Annotated in this window: 21 protein-coding genes and 1 pseudogene; 10 read left to right on the forward strand and 12 right to left on the reverse strand. The window is 36.4% G+C overall.

The features are described from left to right. Positions 1-266: 266 nt before the first annotated feature. Positions 267-1,256: an NAD(P)/FAD-dependent oxidoreductase gene (locus ACTT1L_RS11295; RefSeq protein WP_000829779.1), complete on the forward strand. Its 990-nt coding sequence runs from the start codon at positions 267-269 to the stop codon at positions 1,254-1,256. A gap of 118 nt (positions 1,257-1,374) precedes the next feature. Here the strand turns inward: ACTT1L_RS11295 and ACTT1L_RS11300 are convergent, their stop codons facing one another. Beyond that, entirely contained in the window at positions 1,375-11,526 is a 10,152-nt protein-coding gene (locus tag ACTT1L_RS11300; RefSeq protein WP_442821912.1) for an isopeptide-forming domain-containing fimbrial protein, read from the reverse strand. 444 nt (positions 11,527-11,970) lie between these two features. Between ACTT1L_RS11300 and ACTT1L_RS11305 the strand changes: the two genes are divergently transcribed. Together ACTT1L_RS11305 and ACTT1L_RS11310 are read left to right on the forward strand one after the other, a co-directional pair. Continuing rightward, entirely contained in the window at positions 11,971-12,447 is a 477-nt protein-coding gene (locus ACTT1L_RS11305) for a GyrI-like domain-containing protein (RefSeq protein WP_076873561.1), read from the forward strand. A gap of 331 nt (positions 12,448-12,778) precedes the next feature. Beyond that, complete coding sequence (locus ACTT1L_RS11310) at positions 12,779-14,026, forward strand: MFS transporter (protein WP_163072411.1); 1,248 nt, start codon at positions 12,779-12,781, stop codon at positions 14,024-14,026. A 10-nt stretch (positions 14,027-14,036) separates the two neighbouring features. Here the strand turns inward: ACTT1L_RS11310 and ACTT1L_RS11315 are convergent, their stop codons facing one another. Beyond that, a complete protein-coding gene (locus tag ACTT1L_RS11315) occupies positions 14,037-14,924 on the reverse strand; it encodes a helix-turn-helix domain-containing protein (RefSeq protein ID WP_163072410.1) in 888 nt (295 codons plus the stop codon). Between the two features lie 80 nt (positions 14,925-15,004). On the opposite strand from ACTT1L_RS11315, the gene ACTT1L_RS11320 reads away from it, so the two are divergent. Continuing rightward, positions 15,005-15,466 carry a DUF523 domain-containing protein gene (locus ACTT1L_RS11320; RefSeq protein WP_000635515.1) on the forward strand — a complete coding sequence of 154 codons (462 nt, stop codon included), beginning with the start codon at positions 15,005-15,007 and terminating at the stop codon, positions 15,464-15,466. Between the two features lie 28 nt (positions 15,467-15,494). Here ACTT1L_RS11320 and ACTT1L_RS11325 read toward each other — a convergent pair whose 3' ends face one another. Then, complete coding sequence (locus ACTT1L_RS11325; protein ID WP_000833137.1) at positions 15,495-15,848, reverse strand: YxeA family protein; 354 nt, start codon at positions 15,846-15,848, stop codon at positions 15,495-15,497. Between the two features lie 106 nt (positions 15,849-15,954). Next, positions 15,955-16,044: pseudogene (locus ACTT1L_RS11330) on the reverse strand (methyltransferase); the annotation flags it as partial. A 470-nt stretch (positions 16,045-16,514) separates the two neighbouring features. On the opposite strand from ACTT1L_RS11330, the gene ACTT1L_RS11335 reads away from it, so the two are divergent. Continuing rightward, the gene (locus tag ACTT1L_RS11335) at positions 16,515-17,078 is read left to right on the forward strand and encodes a GNAT family N-acetyltransferase (RefSeq protein WP_442821913.1); all 564 of its coding nucleotides are present in this window, start codon (positions 16,515-16,517) and stop codon (positions 17,076-17,078) included. A 106-nt stretch (positions 17,079-17,184) separates the two neighbouring features. Here ACTT1L_RS11335 and ACTT1L_RS11340 read toward each other — a convergent pair whose 3' ends face one another. From ACTT1L_RS11340 to ACTT1L_RS11350, 3 genes are all read right to left on the reverse strand, one after another. Next, entirely contained in the window at positions 17,185-17,538 is a 354-nt protein-coding gene (locus tag ACTT1L_RS11340) for a HesB/IscA family protein (RefSeq protein ID WP_000573822.1), read from the reverse strand. Between the two features lie 41 nt (positions 17,539-17,579). Continuing rightward, entirely contained in the window at positions 17,580-18,446 is an 867-nt protein-coding gene (dapF, locus tag ACTT1L_RS11345) for a diaminopimelate epimerase (RefSeq protein WP_000077385.1), read from the reverse strand. A 244-nt stretch (positions 18,447-18,690) separates the two neighbouring features. Then, positions 18,691-18,930 (reverse strand): YuzB family protein, encoded by a 240-nt coding sequence (locus ACTT1L_RS11350; protein ID WP_000595026.1) that lies wholly within the window; start codon positions 18,928-18,930, stop codon positions 18,691-18,693. A 351-nt stretch (positions 18,931-19,281) separates the two neighbouring features. Between ACTT1L_RS11350 and ACTT1L_RS11355 the strand changes: the two genes are divergently transcribed. The 4 genes from ACTT1L_RS11355 (at position 19,282) to ACTT1L_RS11370 (ending at position 22,251) form a co-directional block, all read left to right on the forward strand. Beyond that, positions 19,282-20,352, forward strand: a complete 1,071-nt coding sequence (locus ACTT1L_RS11355) for an NAD(P)/FAD-dependent oxidoreductase (protein WP_000682073.1) — start codon at positions 19,282-19,284, stop codon at positions 20,350-20,352. A 230-nt stretch (positions 20,353-20,582) separates the two neighbouring features. Continuing rightward, on the forward strand, positions 20,583-20,756 hold the full coding sequence (locus ACTT1L_RS11360) for an aspartyl-phosphate phosphatase Spo0E family protein (RefSeq protein WP_001103328.1): 174 nt from the start codon (positions 20,583-20,585) through the stop codon (positions 20,754-20,756). A 54-nt stretch (positions 20,757-20,810) separates the two neighbouring features. Next, a complete protein-coding gene (locus ACTT1L_RS11365; protein WP_442821914.1) occupies positions 20,811-21,470 on the forward strand; it encodes an ABC transporter ATP-binding protein in 660 nt (219 codons plus the stop codon). Then, positions 21,454-22,251, forward strand: coding sequence for an ABC transporter permease (locus ACTT1L_RS11370; protein ID WP_074543867.1), 798 nt, complete (start codon positions 21,454-21,456; stop codon positions 22,249-22,251). Before ACTT1L_RS11365 ends, ACTT1L_RS11370 begins: the two co-directional genes overlap by 17 nt. A gap of 200 nt (positions 22,252-22,451) precedes the next feature. Here ACTT1L_RS11370 and phnA read toward each other — a convergent pair whose 3' ends face one another. From phnA to ACTT1L_RS11395, 5 genes are all read right to left on the reverse strand, one after another. After that, positions 22,452-22,793 (reverse strand): alkylphosphonate utilization operon protein PhnA, encoded by a 342-nt coding sequence (gene phnA, locus ACTT1L_RS11375; RefSeq protein WP_000212737.1) that lies wholly within the window; start codon positions 22,791-22,793, stop codon positions 22,452-22,454. A gap of 235 nt (positions 22,794-23,028) precedes the next feature. After that, positions 23,029-23,823 (reverse strand): DUF2628 domain-containing protein, encoded by a 795-nt coding sequence (locus ACTT1L_RS11380; RefSeq protein ID WP_071742166.1) that lies wholly within the window; start codon positions 23,821-23,823, stop codon positions 23,029-23,031. 329 nt (positions 23,824-24,152) lie between these two features. After that, positions 24,153-24,830, reverse strand: coding sequence for a CPBP family intramembrane glutamic endopeptidase (locus tag ACTT1L_RS11385; protein ID WP_240814370.1), 678 nt, complete (start codon positions 24,828-24,830; stop codon positions 24,153-24,155). Positions 24,831-24,928: 98 nt separating this feature from the next. Further along, positions 24,929-25,723, reverse strand: coding sequence for a nucleotidyltransferase domain-containing protein (locus ACTT1L_RS11390; RefSeq protein WP_002170368.1), 795 nt, complete (start codon positions 25,721-25,723; stop codon positions 24,929-24,931). Between the two features lie 52 nt (positions 25,724-25,775). Further along, positions 25,776-26,084, reverse strand: a complete 309-nt coding sequence (locus ACTT1L_RS11395) for a YuzD family protein (protein ID WP_000248590.1) — start codon at positions 26,082-26,084, stop codon at positions 25,776-25,778. A gap of 206 nt (positions 26,085-26,290) precedes the next feature. Here ACTT1L_RS11395 and ACTT1L_RS11400 point away from each other — a divergent pair, with 206 nt between their 5' ends. Then, positions 26,291-26,527, forward strand: a complete 237-nt coding sequence (locus ACTT1L_RS11400) for a NifU family protein (RefSeq protein WP_000431159.1) — start codon at positions 26,291-26,293, stop codon at positions 26,525-26,527. The last annotated feature ends 304 nt before the right edge of the window (positions 26,528-26,831 follow it).

The raw sequence follows: 26,831 nt of genomic DNA on the forward strand, positions 1-26,831 counted from the left end.
TCTGGAGAATTATCAATATTTTAAAATAACATAGCGTTTTCAAGGGTTTTTCAGCCTTTTTTTCATGTATTTTCCTTTCTGTATATTTTATACAATGTAAAAAACATCTATGCGAAAACTTACACACAATTCAGTCGTTTTCAGAAGTATTATGCACTCAAATATGCTATCATTTATTTGAAAGTGTCATCATTTGCAGGATTTTCGTGTACATATGAACAATATATGAAATCAATATCAAAATTCCATCTATAGGGGGAATGAAAGTGGCAGAAAATCAAAAAGTTTACGACATAACAATTATTGGTGGTGGGCCAACAGGACTATTCACAGCATTTTATGGTGGTATGAGACAAGCAAGTGTAAAAATTATTGAAAGCTTACCTCAGCTTGGAGGACAATTATCCGCGCTCTACCCTGAAAAATACATTTATGATGTAGCCGGATTCCCGAAAGTGCGCGCACAAGAATTAGTTGATAACTTAAAAGAGCAAATGAAGAAATTTGATCCAACCGTTTGTTTAGAAGAAGCTGTTGATACGCTTGAGAAACAAGCTGACGGTATATTTAAACTTGTTACGAATAAGCAAACTCACTATTCTAAATCAGTTATTATTACTGCTGGCAATGGTGCTTTCCAACCACGCCGCTTAGAATTAGAAGGAACAGCAAAGTATGAAAAGAAAAACTTACATTATTTCGTTGATGATATGAATAAATTTGCTGGTAAGCGCGTCGTAGTATTTGGCGGCGGCGATTCAGCTGTTGACTGGACAATGATGTTAGAGCCGATCGCTGACAAAGTTACAATCGTTCATCGCCGTGATAAATTCCGCGCGCATGAACATAGCGTAGAAAGCTTAATGAACTCTCGTGCAGAAGTAAGCACACCGTACGTCCCAGTAGAACTCATTGGTGATGACAAAATTGAACAAGTCGTTCTTCAGCATGTAAAAACGGAAGAAAAAATTATCATCGATGTTGATGACGTAATCGTAAACTACGGCTTCGTTTCTTCCCTTGGCCCAATTAAAAACTGGGGCTTAGATATACAAAAAAATAGCATTCTCGTGAACTCGAAAATGGAAACAAATATTCCTGGCATTTACGCTGCTGGTGACATTTGTACATATGAAGGAAAAGTAAAACTCATTGCTTGCGGCTTCGGTGAAGCACCAACAGCAGTAAACAATGCGAAAGCTTACTTCGATCCAAACGCAAAACTCCAACCGATGCACAGCTCTAGTATGTTTTAATATACAAAAATAAAGCTCCTTCCACGCATGGAAGGAGCTTTTCCTTTTATATCAGAAAACAAAAGCAAAATGAATCCGATACAAAATCGAACTCATTTTGCTTTTCATCTAAAAAGAATTATTGTTTTCTTCTTCTACCTAATACAAATAATACTCCGCCAACTAAGAATGAAATTCCCGCACCAACTGACATCATCCACGGAGACGCTGCCCCTGTTTTCGGTAATTCTCTCTCTACTTTTACTTGCGGCTCTTTAATTAATTTTTCCAATCTTACTTCCGGTTTCTCCAGCTTTACTTCTGGTTTCTTCGGATCTTCCAGTTTCACCTCTGGTTCTTTCGGATCTTCCGGTTTCACCTCTGGTTCTTTCGGATCTTCCGGTTTCACTTCTGGTTCTTTCGGATCTTCCGGTTTCACTTCTGGTTCTTTCGGATCTTCCGGCTTCACTTCTGGTTCTTTCGGATCTTCCGGTTTCACTTCTGGTTCTTTCGGATCCTCTGGTTTCACTTCTGGTTCTTTCGGATCTTCCGGTTTCACTTCTGGTTCTTTCGGATCTTCCGGCTTCACTTCTGGTTCTTTCGGATCCTCTGGTTTCACTTCTGGTTCTTTCGGATCTTCCGGTTTTACTTCTGGTTCTTTCGGATCCTCTGGTTTCACTTCTGGTTCTTTCGGATCTTCCGGTTTCACTTCTGGTTCTTTCGGATCTTCCGGTTTCACCTCTGGTTCTTTCGGATCTTCCGGTTTCACTTCTGGTTCTTTCGGATCTTCCGGTTTCACCTCTGGTTCTTTCGGATCTTCCGGTTTCACTTCTGGTTCTTCCGGTATCTTAAAATCTTCTTTTGTTTTCGGTAAAATTGTAATTGTAGGCTCAAGTGGCGGATTTATTCCATCATCCACTACCGCTCTATTTGTTATCCCTTTACTTGGTGCTTCTTTTACCTTCGCTTTAAAAACAATACTACGTTCTTTCATATCCACAATGTCTAGATATTTCACGATTACTTTTCCAAACTCCACTTTTAACTCTACTGGATTTGGCTCAGCACCTTCAAATCTAAGACTATCTTGCACGTATTCTAAACCAGCTGGAATTTCATCTTCTACCTTCACCTCGGCTACTTTACCGTTTTCTACCATATTTTTAAAGCTAATTCGGTATTCTACTTCTTCTCCTAGCTTCGGTTCTTTATTACTTACTGTCTTCGTTGCTTTTAACTGACCATCTTTATATTCTGGCTTTATTGTCGCTGTCGGTTCTATAACTAGATGGTTCGGATCATCCACATGAATAATCGCTTTATTTGTTATTTCCCCTCCAACTTTTACTGTTTCTTTTACCTTTACTTTAAAGATGATACTTCTTTCTTTCGTATCCATGATGTCTGGATACTTCGCTGTTACTTTTCCATTCTCTACTTTAAGCTCTGTTGGTACAGGCTTATCACCTATAGCCTCTAGACTATCTTTCACATATTCTAAACCGGCTGGAATTTCATCTTCAATTTTCACATCAACTAACTTCCCGCCATCTACTGTGCCGTTAAAAGTAATTCGATATTCAATTTCTTCTCCTAGCTTCGGTTCATGATTACTTACTTCTTTCCTTGCCTCTAGTTTCCCATCTTTATATTGCGGTGTGATTGGTATAAGTGACTCAACTGGCGGAGTCGTCGGATTATTATCATCAACAATCGCCTTGTTTACAATCTCTTTTCCTACTTGTACCGTCTCTTGTACTCTCACTTTAAAGATGATACTTCTTTTTTTCGTATCCGTAATTTCTGAATACTTTGCTGTTACTTTTCCATTCTCTACTTTAAGTTCCACTGGATGTGGTTCCGGCCCATCAGACTTTATACTATCTTGTACGTATTCTAAACCGGCTGGAATTTCATCTTCTACCTTTACCTCGGCTACTTTACCGTTTTCTACCGTATTTTCAAAGCTAATTCGATATTCTACTTCTTCTCCTAACTTCGGTTCATGATTACTTACTGTTTTTTCTGCTTGTAATGCACCATCTTTATATTGAGGCTGAATAGAGATATTCGGTTGCTCTGGTGGATTTATTGTATCTTCCACAATCGCCTTGTTCACAATCTCTTCGCCTACTTTAGCTTTTTCTTTCACTTTCACTTTAAAGACGATACTTCTTTCTTTCGTATCCGTAATTTCTGGATATTCCGCAAGGACGATTCCATTTTTCACTTTCACATACAACGGTTTCGGATTCTCTCCCTCGGCTCTTTCACTACCTTCTACAAACTCTAAGCCCGTTGGTAATTCATCCTTAATCTTCACCTTCGCTACTTTTCCATGCTCTACTACGTTACGGAAAGTAATTCGATACTCTACTTCTTCTCCTAATTTTGGAGCTGGATTATTTACTGTTTTCTCAGCTTTTAGTTTTCCATCTTTATACTCCGGCGTAATAATTGCTTCTGGTTTTTGCGGAGGATTCTTCGGATTATCATCATCCACAATTGCCGTATTCACAATTTTCTTACCGACTTTTGCTACTTCCGTTACTTTCACTTTAAAGATAATACTACGCTCAGCTGTATCAGTGATATTCTCATACTTCGCTGTAATTTTCCCAGCTTCTTCTTTTAACTCTACTGGATTTGGTTCATTACCTTCTGATTTTAAACTATCCTTCACATACTCTAAACCAGTTGGTAATTGATCCTCAATTTTCACCTCTGCTAGCTTTCCGTTTTCTACCGTATTTTTAAAACGAATTTGATACTCTACTTCTTCTCCTAGCTTTGGATCCTTTTTACTTACCTTTTTATCGGCTTTAACTTTACCGTCTTTATGTTGCGGTGTAATATCTACTTCTGGTCGCTCTGGTGGATTTTTTGTATCATCAACAATTGCTTTATTTACAATTGCTTTGTCCACTTCAACTGAATCTTTCACCTTCACTTTAAAGATAATACTTCTTTCTTTCGTGTCAGTAATATTTTCATACTTCGCGGTAACCTTACCAGCTTCTTCTTTCAACTCTACTGGCGCCGGCTCATCACCTTCTGCTTTTAGACTATCTTTCACATATTCTAAACCAGAAGGAATTTCATCTTCTATCTTCACCTCTGCCAGCTTTCCATCTTTCACCGTATTACTAAATGAAATGCGGTATTCGATTTCTTCTCCTAGCTTCGGTTTATCATTATTTACCTTTTTATGAGCAGCAATCTTACCTTCTTTATGTTGCGGTGTAATTTTTGCGGTTGGTTCAATTATAGGATGGTTCGGATCATCCACATGAATAATTGCTTTATTTGTAATAGCCTTTCCTATTGTAACTGATTCTTTCACCTTTACTTTAAAGACAATACTTCTTTCTTCCGTATCCATAATCTCTGCATACGTTGCAATTACCTTACCATTTTCTACCTTCAACTCCACAGGTTTTTGCTCTGCACCTTCTGCCTTTTCGCTTCCTTGTACAAACTCTAAGCCAGCTGGAATTTCATCTTCTATCTTCACCTCTGCTAGCTTTCCATCCTTCACCGTATTATTAAAAATAATTCGATATTCGATTTCCTCGCCTAGCTTCGGTTCGTAATTACTTACTTCTTTTCTTGCCTCAATTTTTCCGTCTTTATATTGCGGTGTAATCGGTACATAAGGCTCTTCTGGTACATTTTTTGTATCATCTATAATCGCCTCATTTACGATTTCTTCTCCCGCTTTTACGCTTTCTTTTACCTTCGCTTTAAAGACAATGCTTCTTTCCTCTGTATCTGTAATTGCTGGATACTTTGCTGTTACTTTTCCATTCTCAACTTTAAGTTCTACTGGTTTCGGTTTAGAACCTTCTGCCGTGATGCTGCCTTCTACATACTCTAAACCTTTTGGTAATGTATCCTTTATGTTTACCTCTGTTAGTTTCCCGTTTTCTACCGTGTTTTTAAAACGAATTCGGTATTCTACTTCTTCTCCTAGTTTTGGCTTATGATTATTCGCCACTTTCTCCGCCGCAATTTTACCATCTTTATATTGCGGCGTAATTTCCACATAAGGTTCTTTTGGCTCATTTTTTGTATCTACTACGATTGCCTTATTAACGATTTCCTTGCCTATTTCTGCTTCTTCTTTTACTTTCGCTTTAAAGACAATACTTCTTTCTTTTGTATCTGTAATTACTGGGTACTTTGCCATTACCTTGCCGTTTTCAAATTTCAGTTCTACCGGACTTGGTTTAGAACCTTCTGCTTGTAAACTGTTCTCCACATACTCTAGTCCAGCTGGAATTTCATCTTCTACTTTAACCTCTACTAGTTTTCCGTTTTCTACCGTATTTTTAAAGTTAATTCGGTATTCTACTTCTTCTCCTAATTTCGGCTTCTTATTATTTACAAATTTCTCAGCTTTCAGCTTACCGTCTTTATATTCTGGGGTAATCGTTACTTCTGAAGTCGTTGGATCTTTTGTGTCATCAACAACTACTTTATTGACAATTCCTTCTCCAACTTTGAAATCTTCTTTTACTTTCGCCTTAAAGACGATACTTCTTTCTTCTTTATCCGTAATCTCTGGATATTTGGCGATTACCTTTCCGTCTTTTACTTGCAGTTCTACCGGCCCTGGCTTAGATCCTTCTGCTTTCACACTATCTTTCACATACTCTAAGCCATTTGGTAAATTATCTTCTATTCTCACCTCTGCTAGTTTTCCGTTCTCTACCGTATTTTTAAAGCTAATTCGGTATTCTACTTCTTCCCCTAACTTCGGCGACGGATTATTTACTACTTTTTTCGCTTCAAGTTTTCCATCTTTATGCTGCGGTGTAATTTCTGCCGTCGGTGTTTCTGGCTCTTTTTTCGTATCATCAATAATTGCTTTATTGACGATTTTTCCACCAATTTTCACTTCATCTTTTACTTTCACTTTAAAGGTGATACTTCTCTCTTTTGTATCCGTAATCTCTGGATACTTCGCCATTATCTTACCGTTTTCAAATTTCAGTTCTACTGAATCTGTTCCGGCACCTTCTGCTTTCAAACTGTTTTCTACATACTCTAAACCTTCTGGTAAAGTATCTTCTATTTTTACCTCTGCTAGTTTTCCGTTTTCTACCGTATTTTTAAAGCTAATTCGGTATTCTACTTCTTCTCCTAACTTCGGTAATAGATTATTTACTACTTTTTTCGCTTCAAGTTTTCCGTCTTTATGCTGCGGAATAATTTCTGCTTTCGGTGTCTCTGGCGGATGTTTCGTATCGCTCACAATTGCTTCATTGACAATTGTATCGCTCACGTTACCTTTTACTTTCACTTTAAAAGTGATACTTCTCTCTTTTGTATCCGTAATCTCTGGATACTTCACCATTACCTTACCGTTTTCAAATTTCAATTCCACCGGATCCGGCTTAGAACCTTCCGCTTGTAAACTACCTTTCACGTACTCTAATCCATTTGGTAAATCATCTTCTATTATTACCTCCGCTAGCTTTCCATGCTCTACCGTATTCTTAAAGCTAATTCGGTATTCTACTACTTCTTCTAACTTCGGTGATCGATTATTTACAACCTTTTCCGCTTCAATTTTCCCATCTTTATACTGAGGAGTAATTTCTGCTTTTGGGTTAATTGGATCATGTTCCGTATCATCAACAATTGCCTGATTGACGATTTTCTCACCGACTTTTGCTTCTTCTTTTACTTTTACTTTAAAAGTAATACTTCTTTCTTCTATATCCGTAATCTCTGGATACTTCGCCATTACCTTCCCATTTTCCATTTTCAACTCTACTGGATTTGGTCCGGCACCTTCTGCTTTCAAACTATTTTCTACATACTCTAAGCCCTCTGGTAAAGTATCTTCTATTTTCACCTCTGCTAGTTTTCCGTTCTTTACCGTATTTTTAAAGCTAATTCGGTATTCTACTTCTTCTCCTAACTTCGGTGTTTCATTATTTACGCTTTTCTTTGCTTTAATTTTTCCGTCCTTGTGTAATGGCGTAATTTTTGCTTCTGGCTTTTTCGAATCTTTCGTATCATCAACAATTGCCTGATTGACGATTTCCTTGCCTACTTCCGCTTCTTCTTTCACCTTTACTTTAAAGATGATACTTCTTTCTTTCGTATCTGTAATATTTTCGTATTCAGCAATAACTTTTCCATCTTTCACATGTAACTTTACTGGAGCTGGTTTATCGCCTTCCGCCTTTTCACTACCTTTTACATACTCTAAACCGTTAGGGATTGTATCCTCTATTTTTACCTTTTCTAGTTTTCCGTTTTCTACCGTATTCTTAAAGCTAATTCGGTATTCCACTTCTTCTCCTAGTTTTGGTGATGGATTATCTACTATCTTAGCCGCATCAATTATCCCTTCTTTATATTGCGGGGTAATTCTTTCTTCCGGCTCAATTGCCGGATGTTTCGTATCATCAACAATTGCTTTATTAACAATTTCTTTGCCTACTTCTGCTTCTTCCTTCACTTTTACTTTAAAGACAATACTTCTTTCTTTCGTATCCGTAATATCGATATACTTAACTTTAACTACCCCAGCTTCAACTGTTAATTCTACTGGACCCGGTGCTTCCCCTTCAGCCTTAATGCTATTTTCTACATATTCAAGACCTTTTGGGATCGTATCTTCTACTCGCACCTCTGCTAGTTTTCCATTCTCTACCGTATTATGAAAACTAATTCGATATTCGATTTCTTCTCCTAGCTGTGGCTTTTCATTATTAACTACCTTTGTAGCAGCAATTTCACCTTTTTTACTTTGCGGTGTAATAACAACTTTTGCATCCACAGGATCATGTGTCGAATCTTTTGCAATTGCTTTATTTACAATTGCCTCCCCTACTTTTGCCGAATCTTTTACTTTTACTTTAAAAACAATACTTCTTTTTTCTGTATCCTTAATTTCTGGATACTTTGCAATTACTTTGCCATTTTCCATTTTTAGTTCTACTGGCTCTGGTTTGATGCCTTCAGCGTTCAAACTATCTTTCACGTATTCAACACCTGCAGGCAATGTATCTTCTACCAATACCTTTTCTAGCTTTCCGTTTTCTACCGTATTATGAAATGTAATGCGGTACTCCACTTCTTCTCCTAGTTTTGGTGTTTGATTCGTTACACTTTTATCTACATCTACTTTACCGTCTTTATAATCTGGCGTAACCTTTTCTTCTGGATGCTCAGACTGACCATTCGGATCGCTCACAACTGCTTTATTAACAATTGTTTCTCCTGCTTTTGCTTCTTCTTTTACTTTCACTTTAAAAATGATGCTTCGCTCTTTTGTATCCGTAATTTCTGGATATTTTGCGATTACCTTACCATTTTCTACTTTTAACTCTACTGGACTTGGTCCAGCACCTTCAGCTCTCTCACTGCCTTGAACAAATTCCAAGTTAGCTGGAATTTCATCTTCTATTGTAACGGCCTCTAGTTTTCCGTTTTCCACCGTATTGTTGAAGCTAATTTGATATTCAAATTCTTCTCCTAGCTTCGGATGCTTATTTGTTGCTTTTTTCTTTGCATTAATCTTGCCAACCTTATGCTGCGGTGTAATCTTTTCTTCTATATTCTTTGGTGGATTTGTTTTATCACTAACAATTGCTTTATTAACAATTTCTTCACCAATTTTTGCAGTTTCTTTTACTTTTGTTTTAAAAACAATACTTCTTTCTTCCATATCCGTAATTGCTGGATACTTTGCAATGATTTTTCCATTTTCAAATTTCAGTTCTACTGGCTCTGGCTGTACACCTTCAGCTTTCAAACTGTCTTTCACAAACTCAAGCCTACTCGGTAATTGGTCTTCAATCGTCAATACATCTAGACGTCCATCTTTGACTTTATTTTTAAATGTAATACGATACTCTACCTCATCACCTAACTTCGGTGATTTATTAGAAGCTATTTTTCTCGCTTCTATTTCTCCAGGAACCTCTTTTGGAATCGTAACCGTAACATTTGCATCGTCTTCACTCTCATACTTTATCTCGGCACTATCTTGTCCCTTTACAGCAACGACGTTTTTTACTGTTGTATTTAATTTTATAGATTCTTTCACTTTCACCTTAAATGTAAGAACGGCACTTTCCCCAGGCTTTAAAACACCACCGTCTTTAGCATCTGCTCCTTCACCAATACGGAAATCAATTTGATTATTTACAAACTCTGCTTCATCATCGCTTGTATCATCTGTTTTTTGTCCTGTATTGCTACCAGTAACATATTGAATTGATCCCGGGACATACTCTAATCGATCATCTAATTTATCAAATCCTTTTACATTAGATACCGGCGCTTGATTGTTCTTCGTATCATTTTTCACTTCAATTTGGTACGTAATCTCTTCGCCAGCTTTAACTTCCTTAATTTCTTTTCCGGCACTATCTAATGCCTTTTTATCTACTTGTAAGTTTGGCGCATTATGTTCTGTAACGAATGTAGCATTGTTTAATACGTAAATATCACCATAGCCACTATTTGCCCTAAAACGCATTTTTGCTTCTTTTAAATCATTTTTTACTTGATTCGGTCCTTCAAGATGATACGTATGAATATCAGTACTGAATGAATTTGTCCAATCCGGGTTATATCCTGGATATTTTTTTGTAACAAATTCATTCGTGCCGTCTACTTGCACTTCTGTCATAGAAGAATCATTTGCATCATTATCTTTACCATTAATGTTTTTTATTTTTATATATCCAGCGCCAAAATCGTATTCTCCATAATCATATGCATATCCATCTTTCTCAGCTGGATCACCTTGTGAAGAAAAATAACTAAATTTCGCCTTAAAAGCACCTTCTTTTGGCGTGTTTATTTTATTAATACTAATATCTGTCCAAGCTGCGCTTTTTTGAGAAACTAACCCTTCCCAAATCTTCATATCTTTTACGGTTTCTTTATAGTTTTCGTACACTAATATAAGATTCCAATTGCCCCAGTAATAGCCGCCACCTGTTACATCTTTAATTTGTGGTACATTCGCAACTGTCAACGTTTGAGAAATTCCTTGTTGTGCAATTACATTTGTTACATCCGCATATGCAACATAACCAGCACCAGCACCTGAGTAATTAGAAATAAAAGGTAAGCTATCCGCTTTTCGTATGCTATCAGCACTTACCTCTGCATATTCTTTATTACCCATTCTCATTTTGACTGGTTGCCTTACTTGATCCTCGGTAACTTTTCTATCAGCAATATTTCCCGGTAACCCCATTGCTGCTGTCCAAAATAGGTAGGCCTTTTTCACTTTACTTCCAGCGGGAATATTAGGAAAAGCTCCTGTTGACGAATTAAAAGTACTATCATCGTTATCAACGTCCACAGTCATTTTATTCGTCTTATACCCCATACTTTGTCTGCCATAATGATCAGTTGTCAAACCAAGTGTTACATTACCAGTCTGTACTAAATTACCAGCAGCAATTGTAGAATACAGCGGATCTCCAAACCCTTGCTTATCTCCTACTTGGATTTGAACCTTCGAAGCATTCTCTGACGCAGCTTGTACTTCTGCATTACTCTGCTTTGCTGCCTCTTTTTCTGGCTGTTTCTCAGCTTCAGTTACTGGTTGTTTTGGCAGTTCTGTTTTTAATGTAGATTTATTTTTATCTTCTGCAGATACTTTTAGCTTTTCATCAACTTTTTTAGTTGTACTATCAGCTGATGGACCTACTTCTTTCTTACTACTGTCAGGCTCATCATCAGCATTAGCTTCTACTTTTTCTTCAGAGGGAATCCCTTCAACATCAACGGACATGCTCCCTATTTGTACTTGATCTTTTTGCACACTAATCTTTTGTTTGTACTCTTTATTAAAATGCTGCTTGCGACTACCTTTTATTAACACCGTCATTTTTTCATGTGATTTTAAATCTCGAATTTTAAGATTAGAAGAAAGAAGCTTTCCTCCCTTATCTTTTTCTTCTACATAGAAATCAGCCACTTTATTTTCAGGTAACTTCTCTCCGTTTACTTTCACAGATTGCGAGAGGAACGTAATTTCATTTTCATTACTTTGTTTAAGCACCAATTCTTGAATTGGTGTATCTCCCGTATTTTCAATCGTATATTGAAATACGTGCTCCCTCTCAGCTACTTCTCCCCTATATATTTCAGCATTTACTTGCTCTGCCTTAATTCTTACATCATTTCCTTGTAACTCATCCCAGCTCTTCTTATGCATCTCTGCAAAAGCACTAGGTGAAGGCAAGGTGATGGATAGGAGAAGTGCGATTATTGTTACGACATTAAAACACTTCAACGATTTCTTCATATCTTGTACCTTTCTCCTTCCTATATATTTGCTATCCGTCTACTTATAGACGAAAACATAACAATATATATCCACTCGCAACAATCCGTCCTATGAAAATCTATCGTTGAAATCGTTATTTCAACAATATAAATCTCATAGAATATTACTATTTTAATTTATTAAAAATAGTATATATATCGGATACTCATATAAACCTCTACCACTTTTTACTTATAGTAAAAAGCCCCTATGATATAGGTTTATATAACAGTTTAAGGATACATAAAAATCTTAACATACTCCATAATCTATTTATACATACAATGATAAATTTACCATTTTTTACTTATCCCAGTTTGTTATGTATCATTGAAATTTTTTAAAAATAGTAACCGTTATATGTAAAAATATGTTATATTAAACAAGAACAAATGTTCTGTATAATAAGGGGGATATTTTAAAATGAAAGAACCTATCATCGTAAAAAAAGAAGCTTTCCAAGCAATCGGCATTTCGATTACGACGACCAACGAAAAAGAGGCATCTACTGAAGGGAAAATTCCCGGGCTTTGGAACCGGTACTTCCAAGAACAAATCATGCACCACATTCCAAATCAACAAACGAAAGAAACATTCGCTTTCTACTCAAATTACGAATCAGATGAAACGGGTACATATAAATACACAATTGGCATGCCTGTTTCTTCATTAGAAGACGTTCCTGAAAATATGACAACTTTAACAATACCTGCCGCTACGTATGCGGTATTTACAACGAGAAAGGGACCGGTTGCTGAAGTCGTTTGCGAGGCTTGGGAATATATTTGGAAATGGTCAAAGGAAAACAAACGTGCTTTTACAACAGACTTTGAGCTTTATGATGAAAGAGCGTTAGATCCAACTAACGTACAATTAGATATTTATATTGCATTAGCCTAAACGACAAAAAAGAAGATACCATTTGGTATCTTCTTTTTTGTCGTTAAATAGCCACTGTGCAAATCCAACATAATTGTCTACAATGAGAAAGTGCAGTATAGAAATATTAGAAACTGTATAAAGTGAAACTATACTCAGTGGTGGGGGGATTCATCCCCCACCACTGAGTATTAGCCCTCACCAATCGGACGTTTACGGGCAGTTAGTCTCCCACCTAACTTCTTTGCTCGAGCCCAATTTTGAGGTGGGAGTTTTACTGCCCGTTAACGCGGGATAAAGTGATTGTTAACAAGTTTTTTAGTTTAAATTTGTCACATAGAAAGGAAGCAATATGGAGGAACTACAACAAAATAAATCTGCTTTAGAAAGAAGCGGAAAACCGTTATTAAAAAATACGAATTTCCTTTTTCTTTGGGCAGCTACTCTTTTTTCAAGTTTCGCTTTAGCCTTTTTTACTTTTTCACAAACGTGGTACATAGCAAAAACATTAAACCTTGAAGCATCACTCGGTGTTGTTTTCGTAGCTCTTAGTGTTCCAAGGCTTATTTTTATGATTATCGGCGGCGCTGTAGCTGATAAATTCCCGAAAAAAAACATTATGTTTTATTCTAATATTGTTCGTGCTATTCTCGTCGCAACTATCCTTACATGGTTCATCGTAGGTGACGTAACACTATATACATTTGCTTTATTCGCTTTATTCTTTGGACTTGCTGATGCTTTTTTCTGGTCGGCTGATGGATCTATCTTGCCTGAACTTGTAGAAAAAAGCCGTTTAACACAAGCAAACTCACTTACACAAATGACAAACCAAGCATCGGTCATCTTAGGCCCTGTACTTGGCGGCATTCTTATTAAATTTACGAACTATGAAACGATTTTTTCGATTACAATTTTATTACTCATTGTCGCAGCCATACTCGTTCAAAAAATACAATTTACGATGCCAGAGCAGCAAAATACAGACAAAGGCATGTTTACTTCTATTAAAGAAGGAATTTTATATGTAAAGGAATCACCGTTTCTTTCAACTTTCCTTATTTGTAGCGCATTTTTAAACTTATTTTTAATCGGTCCGATGCAGGTCGGTTTCCCACTTTTCGTTAAAAATGTTCTACACGGTGACTCACTTCAATTCAGTTACTTAGAAGCGTCTGTAGGAGGCGGAATGGCAATAGGCGCAGTCATTGTCGGTTTAAAAAATATTAATCGTAGACGCGGTCTATTTTGCATTATCATGATGCTACTGTCTGGTGTTTTCTTCTTATCCATCAACTTTAGCACCGTACTTTGGCAAGCATTATTAGCTGGCATGTTTTACGGTATTACAATTGCAATGGCTATCGTTCCGCTTATGGCGATGATTCAATCGACAGTGAAAGAAGAAATGATGGGACGCGTAATGAGTTTACTTATGCTATCATCAATGGGCTTTATCCCGCTTTCTTATGCATTCACATCTATCGCGCTTGCAATAGGAATTCCAATCGTAACCGTTATGAAAAGTGGTGCAATCGCCGTTATCGTCTTCGTACTATTTGTAGCGATTCGTGTTCCAGTTGTAAGAAAGTTTGATTAACTACTTGGAGTCATGCATTTACGCATGGCTCCTTTTTAAACGGATCAAATAACGGTATCCCCTTACTTCTTCTCGCAGCTGCTCCCCATTCTAATCCAACCTCTAAAAATAAATCTCGCACTGTACTATATAAAAGAGCCTTAACATTTTTACGGATTTCTCCATATTTATACGCTCTCACAACACTTTTTACGCGCCAAATGAAATTTCCATACACTTCTTCATCAGCTAATATTTGCTCCAGTAAAACACCTTGCTCTAATAATCCGCTCTTTTTATAAGCAAGCTCCACCTTACTCCAAAATATATTAATCTTCTTCGGATTACTCGTCATCGGCAGAAGTGCATATATAAAAGGCTTCGGTATATCATGACGGCAATACGTCTCATCAAGCTCGTACGTTACTTTTCTATTCTCTTTTATTTGTGGAATGTTTTTAGAAAGAATTGTTTCCCCCTCATATTTTTGCCCCATTCCACTACAGCCAGCTGCATAATTCTCACTTTCACATGCGGACAATTTCATACGGTCATCCATGCGGTCAATTGCAGATGTAAGAAAAACATATAAGTTCGCACTATATCCGCCGCGTTTATGTCTTTCTTTCGTTGCAACACGCTTTATAATTCCTAATTCCTCTAACTTTGCAATGGAGCGGCGTACTGTACGAATACTTTTTCCAACATTCGTCGCAATCGTCTCCATTAACGGACAAGCAACCCCCACTGTTTTCTGTTTCTCATTCACTGCATACTTTCCTAAAAAATGAATAATGGTAGCATCTGTTTTATTCAATTGAAATCGGTAGCATTTCAAAACTTGTTTTTGATATGTATTAAACTCTTCTTTACTTCGAAATTCACTATATGGTTTCATTAAGTTATATAAGCTTCCCATTTTTATCACCTCATTTATAAGTAAGAGGCAGGAAGGGGATTTGGCGTGCTATTTAATATTTTTTTAGTGGAGATGAAAATATGATCGTAATTAGCGCTTGTTTAGGTGGTATCGCTTGTCGGTATGATGGAAATGACAATCTCGTTTCAAAAATAGGGGATTTGCTGCAACAAGAAGAGACACTCCTCATTTGCCCCGAAGTATTAGGAGGATTGCCAACGCCTCGTCCCTCAGCTGAAATTATTGGCGGGAATGGCGATGACGTTTTGGATGGAAAAGCGAAAGTGATGACAAAAGACGGTGAAGATGTCACGGAAGCTTTTGTAAATGGTGCTTATAAAGCATTAGAACAAATGAAAGATTTGCGCCCAGAATATATTATTTTAAAAGAACGCAGTCCCTCTTGTGGTAGTTCCACAATTTATACAGGAGAATTTAACGGGAATAAACAAACTGGTTACGGGGTAACAACTGCTTTATTCAAAAGACATGGATTTACAGTCATTTCAGAAGATGATTTTGAAAATATAAAAAGGAATTGACCCTGTTCGTCAATTCCTTTTTTCTTTCTTATTTTGCACCTAATTTTTCTTTCACTTTCGCAGGAAGCTCATCTTTCTTAACTTCTTCCCAAGCCGAAACACCTTTTTTATCTGAGTGGTATACGCGTAGGAATGCATCTTTACGTAAGTTTTTTTGAGCTGTGAATTCTAATTCTTTTTCTTTTCCATCTTTATCGAACCCTTTTAATTTATACTCAAAATATTTGTATGGCTCTCCGCTATCAGACTTCTCATTTTTTTCAATTCCATCAGCTGTGATTTGAACATAGTACTGATCTTTCCCCATACGGTTAATATCACAACCAACTAAAAGACTTGCGAATACAACTAAAATACTAAACAGTGCAATATATCTTTTCATTTCCTTCACCTCATATGTTTTTTCTTATATTGTTATCTTAAAGCCCAAAGCTTAAAGAAGAAATTCAAAAACATGACATGAACATTACACTTTTGTAAGATAATAATTATTGCTTCACTTTAGAAACCGTCATGCCGTCACCAATTGGCATGAGTACAGATTCTAAATATAGATGAGTTGCTACTACTTCATTATAAAAAACCTTAAGGGAAATGAATGAATCATCTCCCTTAAGGCTTTTTATCCTCTATCTCTTTACTGCCAATTTTTTATGTACCTATTACCGCCAATAACGTCTTTCACGCCACTTTCGCCACTTATCACGTAATTTCCTTATACCGTTTATTACACCTTCTATTATGCATTCTATTATAATATCTATCACAAGGTATCTTATACATCTAAAAATAGGACCTATAACGTACTTCAATATAAATTCAAAAATATTTTCCAGCATATATCCCCTCTTTCTACCCTTCAATTATAACTGGAAAAAGAATACTTAAAGCTCAAATAACTGATAAAGAAATTAGAAGTCAATATATGAAAAAGGATTTCTAAATGATGAAGTGAATATATATTTATTGTTCTCTAACTTTTGAACGAAAGTTTTTTTACATAAGTTTCATTCTGTCCTAATTTAAAGGTTTTGAGGGGAGAAATAATATGAATCCTATTTTATTAGATGTTCCGTTACAAATAGAAACAGACAGACTCATTCTTCGAGCACCACTTCAAGCAGGTGAAGGGAATGTAGTACATAAAGCTATTAAAGATTCAATTCATGAATTAAAGCAATGGTTGTCTCTATTCCAGTCAATTCCTACTGTTGAAGAAACGGAAAATCTTCTGAGAAATGCCCATATAGATTTTTTGAAAAGAGAAAGCTTTCGCTACCTTATCTACCATAAGGAGACGAATGATTTTGTTGGAACAGCTAGCCTTCACCGAATTGATTGGAATGTTTCTAAATGTGAAATTGGATACTGGGTTAACACACAATTTAGTGGCAGTGGATACATAACAGAAACAGTAAGTGCTTTAACAAACCTTGGATTTCAGTTATTCAAATTTAGAAGGATTGAAATACGATGTGAATGTAATAACACGAAAAGTCGTGCGATTCCTGAAAAACTAGGCTTTGAACTTGAAGGGATATTACGCAATGAAGATTTTTCAGCTGACGGCAAACAACTAACTGATACTTGTATCTATGCAAAGATACAGTAAAACTTTAATAAGTTCTTATCAATTGGACTTTTACACCAAAAGAAAAGACCTCCTTAACGATTGCACTCCATCGCTAAAAAGGTCTTTCTCTATTTCAACTAAAAACTTAGCACTCTTCTGGCTTACCAGCATTCGTCGCTGTACGGAAAGATGATCCACATCCGCATGATGCGATTGCGTTTGGATTATCAATTGTGAATCCGCCGCCAAGCATAGATTGTTTATAATCAATTTTTACTCCTTTAACAATCGGAGCACTTTCTTTATCGATAACAAATTCGACACCGAAAAACTCAAGAACTGTGTCGTCTTCTTTTGGTTCTACTTCAAATCCTAAGCCGTAAGAAAGACCACTACATCCGCCGCCGTGTACAGCAAGGCGCACGTACTTCTCTCCATCTTCAGCATCTTTTAACATATCTTTAATTTGAAAAGCTGCTTGTTCTGTTACTTCAATCATGAAATACACCATCCTTTCTGTTCTCGTTCTATTATACATCTTTACGCTTCTATCTTGTACTCATACACTCCGTGGCAAATTACTTCTGCTGGTCCTTTCATTAACACGTTGCCTTCTTCTGTCCATGCAATCATTAAATCGCCACCAGCTAAATGAACTGTAATTTCCTTACCACGTTCCATTTTTCCATTTAAAATAGAGGCTACAACTGCAGCGCACGCCCCTGTTCCGCAAGCTTGTGTTACACCAGATCCACGTTCCCAAACGCGGAAGTTCATCTCTTCCTCATTCAAAATCTCAATGAATTCAACATTTACTCGTTCTGGGAACATTTCATGTGTCTCAAGAACTGGTCCAAGTGTTGTAAGAGGTGCTTGTTCTACATCATCCACAAAAATAACTGCATGCGGATTTCCCATTGAAACAGCTGTAAATGCATAACGATGGTTATTGTATAAGAAGTTTTCACGAATAAATGGTGTTTCACCTTCGCCAAGCATCGGTATTTCTGCACGCGTTAAACGCGGTGCTCCCATATCAATTTTCGCTAACGTAACTTTCCCTTCTTCTACCGTTACTTCAGCCGTTACAATGCCAGCTAACGTTTCAATTGTGAAAACTGTATCTTCTACTAGTTTATGCTCATACGCATATTTCGCTACGCAGCGTAGACCGTTACCACAGCTCTTTCCTTCTGATCCATCATTATTAAACATGCGCATTTTCACCGGCGCTACGTCAGACGGACAAATTAAAATCATTCCATCTGCTCCAATACCAGTATTAATATTTGAAACCTTTTCCGCCACAAGAGCTAAATCTTCTTCAGGAATTTGTTCTTCAAACATATTTACATATATATAACTATTGCCAAGACCATGCATTTTTGTAAAAGAAAATTGGCTCATTTGTATTCACTCCAAAAATAATTTGTTATTTCAAGTATAAAATGCACGCTTTTAGAACACAATATGAATGTCCCCCGTTTCTCATATTTGACAACATTTGGCGATGAGCCATTCTTGCGCAAATTGTGTAAGAAAAAAGCCCTTCTAAAAAGGGCCTTTTTTATTTATATACAATATTATCCTCCCCTGCGAAATAAAATTTTATCTAATAGAAAAAGAAAAAGGTGCTGCCGATTGCAACACCTTAAAACATTGGATTTTCATCCAAATACTCATATACATTATTAACAAGTTCTTCTACTGTAGCCCCTTGTACCACTTCACCATTTACAAGAGCAAACGGTCCTTCAAAACAAATACCACAATATCCTAAACAACCATACTCCATTACATCTAAATTCGGATCTTTTTCTAATTTCTCTAAAGCGGCTTGTGAACCACTCGCAAGGTTACCTACACAAAATTCAATTAATGGTTTAATCAAAATTCTCCCCCCTGTACTACAAAACAAATTACTTTCTGACTTCATCTATAAGAAAAAAACTAAGCTGTTTCTTGTTGTTTTCATTACACCTTCTAAACTATTTAGTTACTTCATTATTTCACTTCAAAATAGATGATTCCTTCTATATAACATGCTATTTACGATGAAATGGTAACTAAATAATGCAGATCGTTTACTCTACTTTTCTTCTTATTGTACAACAGAGTATTCATTCATGCATTGTTATTTGTTCACAAATTCGATATAATTTGATTGAGTAAAGTCAAAATATTTTATTAATATAAAATTTTATGATTAGGGGATATTTCAACAGAAAAGGGGTAATCCATCATGAAACACCTCGTAATATTAGGTGGCGGCTACGGTGGAATGAGAATTCTGCAACGGCTACTTCCAAGCAACCAACTTCCGGATGATGTACAAGTGACATTAATCGACAAAGTACCATATCATTGCTTCAAAACTGAATATTATGCATTAGTTGCGGGTACTATTTCAGAAACGCATATTCGTATACCGTTTCCTGAACACCCACGCCTCAATATTCAATACGGCACAGTAACAAATATTGATCTCGAAGAAAAAGCTGTTCATCTCGATGGCGGCGAAGCAATCCAATATGATGATTTAATTATTGGACTTGGCTGTGAGGATAAATATCATAACGTTCCTGGGGCGAAGGAATATACACATAGCCTACAATCGATTGAACAAACACGTAAGACATATGAACAATTAAATAGTCTAGAACCAAATGCAACGGTAGCTGTCGTTGGTGCTGGATTAAGTGGCGTTGAAGTTGCAAGTGAACTTCGCGAAAGCCGTTCTGATTTAAAAATTTACTTATTTGATCGAAAAGATAGAATTTTATTCCCATATCCAGAGAAATTAAGTAGATATGTAGAAGAATGGTTCGTAAAACATAAAGTTACTATTATACGAAACTCTAACATTACAAAAGTAGAGCCAAATATTGTGTACAACCACGATGAACCACTTGAATGTGATGCAATCGTCTGGACAGCTGGTATTCAAGCAAATGAAGTTGTTCGAAACCTTCCAGTTGAACAAGATGGTAGCGGACGGGTTGTTTTAACAAAATATCACAATATTCCAAATAACGAGCACGTATATGTTGTAGGAGATTGTGCAGCACTTCCACACGCACCATCTGCACAACTTGCTGAAGGTCAAGGGGAACAAATTGTCCAAATATTATTAAAACGTTGGCATAATGAACCACTTCCTGACGAACTACCTGTCATTAAATTAAAAGGTGTTCTCGGCTCTCTTGGTAAGAAGCATGGCTTTGGTTTGCTAGCAAACCAACCATTAATGGGACGTGTACCAAGGTTACTAAAATCCGGTATCCTCTGGATGTACAAATATCATAACGGTTAATACTTTACAGGCTGTCTCCTAATTAGGCAGCCTCTCTTATTCGTTAAAATATAATTATCAGACACATCTTTCTCAATATGAATCATGATTTATTTTTCATTTTCATATTAAAAACTACCAATAAACAGTGTATGCTATTGATAAGTTGTTTTATTTCCTTTAAGGCCGAATTCATTCGGTCTTATTTTTTGTGTTGTAAATACTTTTACAGGAGGCATTTCATTTCACTTATGAACGTAACGAAACTAAATGATCGCATAGAAGCGAAGAAGAAAGAATTGATCTATCTCGTTGAAAAGTACGGATTCACTCATCATAAAGTAATTTCTTTCAGCCAAGAATTAGATCGTTTACTTAACTTATTAATAGAAATCAAGACGAAGAAAAAACGTTGCTCTTTATAACCGTTACCTTCTCTTTTTTGATACGATAGAACTAGAATCAGAAAGGAGCCATCTATGTTTATATTAAAAGACGTTACATATAAAGATATACTGCACATTCCTTATTTACAGATTCAAAAAGAAAAAATCACATGTATTATCGGCGAGAGTGGGAGCGGAAAAAGCACATTGCTCCGTATGTTAAATGATCTAAAATCTCCAACATCTGGAACAATTGAATATAACGGAAAGCTAATTTCTGATTATCCCCCTATTCAATTACGACGTGACGTAGTCATGCTTGGGCAAACGCCACCTATTTTCGATGGAACCATTAAAGACAATCTATTAATGGGACTTCGTCTTTCTGAAAAGCCATTTCCAAATGATGCTGCCTTGCGAAGTGCATTAACGACTGTTAGCTTGGAAAAAAATTTAGAAGACAACGCTGATTCATTATCAGGTGGCGAAAAACAACGACTTGCTTTTGCACGTATCGTACTTATGGATCCACCTGTCTATTTATTAGATGAACCAACTTCGGCGTTAGATAGCGATACAGAACGACGCGTTATGAAGCAATTCACTATGCTAGCAAAAGAAAAGAAAAAAACAGTCATCTTCATCACACACTCACAACAGCTTCCAGAAGAAATTGCAGACGATATTATTGAGATTAGTAAAGCAAACGGTGCAACTAGAAAGGAAGTGCTCTCAGTTGAAGGGCGTGATTGAACTCCAAATTTGGCAACTTGCCGCTGCATATATTTTCATTCTTATTTTAATTGGGCTTGTGAAGTTAAAAGGAATACCTCGCGAAAAACAAATCGCGCTCGCAACGTTCCGTATGACGATTCAGCTCGTACTCGTTGCCTATGTCCTTACATACGTATTTGAAAATAGTAATCCATTTTATACAATTGCTCTTATTACTTCTATTACTACCTTTGCAATTTTTAATATTTATAAACGAGTGAATATCCCAATGTCTAAAGAATTAAAACGAGTAGCCGCCCTTTCCATGGTAACCGGATCAATTGGGCCACTTCTACTATTTATCTTTGTTATTATCGGACATGATCCGTGGTACGCCCCGCAATATATCGTTCCGATTACCGGAATGTTAGTTGGGAATGCAATGACAGGTGTTTCTCTCGGTGCAAATACGTTCTTAAACAATATGAAATCGCAAAGAGGTCAAATCGAGGGGGCACTTATGCTCGGTGCAACACCGAAAGAAGCCGCTGCCCCGCTCATACGCGACGCTTTTGACTCCGCTATTTTACCAACGATCAATTCTATGGTCGGAATGGGAATTATAAGCTTACCAGGCATGATGACAGGACAAATCTTATCTGGTGTATCACCATTTACAGCCATTCAATATCAAATCGCAATTATACTCGGTATTTCAGGAAGTACCGCTTTTGCTGTCATTATCTTTTTACAGCTTGGATATAAAACATTCTTTAATAAGAGGTGTCAGTTGAAGGATATTGACTATGGTGGACGGTAATCTAGCTTTTTGCTCGGTAAATGATGCACCTTTCTCGGTGAGTGAAATTATATCGACGATTTTTCGAATATATGTATCATAACTCAAAATATATCAACGATTTTTGAAATATATCGACGATTCGACAAGGAATATCGACTTACCGACAAAAAATGACATAATAAAAAGAGGAGGCCTATACGCCTCCTCCTTTTATTTACTTACGCCTTCTTAACGAATTGTGATTTTAACTTCATAGCTCCGAAACCGTCGATTTTGCAATCAATATCATGATCGCCATCAACTAGACGGATACTTTTTACTTTCGTACCGATCTTCACAACTGAAGAAGTTCCTTTTACTTTTAAATCTTTAATGACAGTAACAGCATCGCCGTCTTGAAGAACGTTTCCGTTCGCATCTTTTACAACTTTTGCACCATCATTATTTTCAGCTTCTGCTTCTTGGCCCCACTCATGAGCACACTCAGGACATACGAAAAGAACGCCATCCTCATACGTATATTCTGAATTACATTTTGGACAATTTGGTAAAGTAGCCATAAATTCATTTCCTCCGTTCATTATTTATACGTAAAAATCAAAATTGATGTTTACATCTCGATAAATAAAATTTGTATAGCATTTCTATATAGTGCCATAGTCTCACGTTATTGACAAGCCTACCTCAAATTCTCATTTTTTATTGTATTTTACAAAATTTCAATTCGTATGGTGTTTCCAAGTAAAAAAGAAGAACCTTCACAAGATCCTCCTTTTCAAAATGAACGAGTTCTGACTAGAACCCCCAACCATTTTCTTCAATGTAAAATTGATATTCTTCTAACTCTTCTTCACTTAACTTCTTATTATTTTCATGTACTTCTTGCCATTCAAAATAGTCTTCACTAAAATAAACAGCAAATTTAATTTTCACGTTCTTCTTCTCTGCATAATCATAACCAGTAAATTCTACTACATCATAATCTTGTTCTTTCTTCACAAACTTCCAAGTTGGATTATCCGTCATAATCTCTAAAGTCACACCTTCACTACTTGAACGAACGACATTTTTAATATTTGGCTCAGTTGGTAAAAGTGAGAGTCCGAACATAGCTCCACCAAACACGATTCCAACTATAACCTGGAAACCAACCATACCAGCAAAACTAGCGCCACCCTTTGATTGTAAGTAATACGCCTTCTCATGATCTGGCATATCTTCTCCCTTATGTAATACACGAACAGCGTGCTTATAATATAAACGGTTTCCTTGCCATCCAGTAAATATCATCGTTCCTAACTGAAGAACTAAACTACATGTTAAATAAATCCCATCTGGAATATCTATAAAAGGAGTTACAATGATACTAGGTACCGCCAATAACGTAAGTATAATAAACAACTTATACATTTTACGATAAGCTAACCAAAAAGTTGGGAAGAAAAAGGCTACCCAATTCCACGTATTCCCTTGCGCTGGATTTTCTACTTTGCCCCATTTAAAGTCATAATAAGCTGTATTCTTTTGAACAACTTTATGTAACTCTTGCGGAGAAATTGTTTCTTGTAAAACAGTGTCCTTCACGTACATCATCCTTTTCTTCTTTCTACATACGTGTATTTTATAGAAAGAAAAAGAAAGAATCTAACAAGAAGTACATATATTTCATAAAAATGAACGGAAATCGAATATATTCCGACAATTTCTCGTTTATTATTCCATTTTTCTTTTTAATATATTAGAATACTTATGAATGATAGGTTTAATACACTAAGTTAATCATTTTGTATATTTGATAATAAAAATGTTTCACATGAAACTATTTATATTTTGTATTACCTTGCCTCTACACAATGCGTGTAAAGCCCTTTCTACCTACTACAAAATAGAAAAGACGCCCTTTTCAAAAGGGCGTCTTTTTATAGTTGAAAATTTACTAATAAATAAAATGAATTGTTTAATACATGAATTCCAATTGGAACGAGTAAATTGTTTGTTTTCTTATAGGTGTAGGCTAAACTTATGCCTATACCAAAAATATATAAAATACTCCCTACTGTAAGGGGATGCCCTAAAGTAAATATGAAAGCACTTATAACGGCACTACTAAGTGTAGAGAAGCGCTGAGATAATTTCATAAAAAACATACCTCGGAATACAAGCTCTTCCCAAATCGGCGCAAAAATCGTGAGTACAACTACATATAAAATGATTTCATTTTTAGTAGGCTCTATTACTATATTAGATTCCTCCACACGAAGCCCATGTGGTAAAACTAAATTTAATACCGCAAGATATATAAGCAGTACGATCATCGTCATTATTATTGTTACATAATGTTTTGAGTTATTGAATTGTATTGATTTTAGTAAATGCACACAGTAATTTCTTGCCGGTGCATACATTACAATAATCATACAAAACGTGAAGGGTGAAATGAGATGATTTACATACCACGGATATAATGAGGAGCCATATAAAAAGTTCAAATAACCAATTCCATACATGGTCCCAAAAATAATTACGATCATACCGATTACTTCTAGCATACTCATTTGTACATTCTTTTCTTCATATGTAACTAATTCCGTTTCCACCATATCCCCTCCAGTATAATTAAACCTTTTAAACCATTATATACCAAATTAAACGTAAAAAAAGACAATACACTCAACTGTATTGTCCATTTTCTTCCCTACCATTTCTCTCTACATGTTTCAATCAAATGCAGTAAGTACCTCTTCGTCATATCTGCCCTTCTCCACCTTGAGAGCATTCGCTTTTCTTTTGGATTTTGCCGTATTCTCGCTACTTCTTTTAATAAAAGCTCCCACTCTTCCGCTGAATGTTCTAATAAGTATTGCAATCCTCTATCTTTTGAAACGATTGTTTTATAATTTAGTGTATATAAAATGCGCCCCATCGTAACAACCGCTGATTCTACCCATTCTTCTATAAAGAATAAATATGGCTGCTTCGCCTTCCCACTCCAGTACTGTTCTACGTTGTATTTCATCGTATTTACTACATCATCCCACCTTATTTGGAACGAAAGGTCTTCTGCTTCTTTCCCGTTCACTGTAATACCTTGATTTTTCAATGTCCACCATGTGACTGCATTAATATCCCAATGTCCTATATTCGCCTTACCATCTGCACAATACACGTACTCATTCATTTCATCATTGTATTTTCCTAAATCAGCAAGCGGAATATACATACCATCCATTCTTTTCCCTAACGTACTACCACTAAGTTTCTTATGAAGCTCTACAAGTTGCTGTTTTTCAGCTTCATTCACGGGATCACTTATTACTGTGACAAAATCAACATCGCTCGTTTCTGCATGAAATGCACCGAGTGCGATGGATCCGTAAATATATACCCCGACTATTTTTTCATCTAAAAAAATTTCTTTCAGTCCTACTATGTACTGCTCCATCAACTGCTCTACTTCTTTCGGTAACGCATGCTTTACTACATTCTCCACATCTATCCCTCCAATAAAAAAAGCCTTTGCAAATTCGCAAAGGCTTCCTGCTTTATAAATATTTCTCGATTTCTTCGTAAACATCCTTCAAACGAGGATTTCCTTCTCCAACAATTTCTCCATTTACAAGAACGACCGGATAAAATAAATCTTCCTCTACTACGCGCTCCGCGAATGCTTTTTTATCTTCATCTTCTTGTTCTTCTTGAAAATCAATATACTCGAAATTAAATTTATTTTCTTGTCCTTCATATTTACGACCAATCGCCGCTTGTAGCCACTCAAACGTTTCTGTTGAAGATGGCATTCCAACGCAGCTCGCACAAATTACTTTCGTCCCATACACTTGCACATTAACCATTTCTTCTCCCCCACTTCTTGTTCTGACAGTATATTCAGATACCTTATTACATAAGCACATCATTTTACAAACTTATTCCATACCCCTATACTGAAAAAACACGTTGTAAACATGATAAAAAATTTCGGCAATAAAACAAGAACAGAAAAAATAGATTTTCCCCTCTATCTTGATTATAATAAAACTGATGAAAGGAGTCGATAAAAATGGAAAACCCACATATGCAAGAACAAGTACTAGAAGTATTAGATAAATTACGTCCATTCTTACTTCGCGATGGCGGAGACGTTGAATTAGTAGACATTGAAGAAGGTATCGTAAAATTACGCCTTATGGGTGCATGCGGAAGCTGCCCAAGTTCTACAATCACACTAAAAGCTGGTATCGAACGCGCATTACTTGAAGAAGTACCAGGCGTTATCGAAGTAGAACAAGTATTTTAATCTAAAAGCGGAAGCGGCTCGTTCAGAACAGGAGGTCATTGGAGCTCCTGACGAAGAGGCGCTTTTTGCCTCACAGGAAGGCGCGAAATGGCCGACTGTTCTAGCCACCGAACATTTTAGCCGCTAGAGCTAGATATTATCTAGCGGCTCGTTCAAAGCCACTTGCTAAAAGGAGACCAAATTTGGTCTCCTTTTTTATACAAATCACATTTATCCGTTAACATCATAAAGCAAAATTGGAAATCCTTCTCAAAAAATGCGATAATTGATACTATATAGTGAATCGTTCACACATATAAAGTAA

Origin of the sequence: Bacillus sp. FH (assembly GCF_052216825.1) — a bacterium.
Classification (GTDB): Bacteria; Bacillota; Bacilli; order Bacillales; family Bacillaceae_G; genus Bacillus_A; species Bacillus_A paranthracis.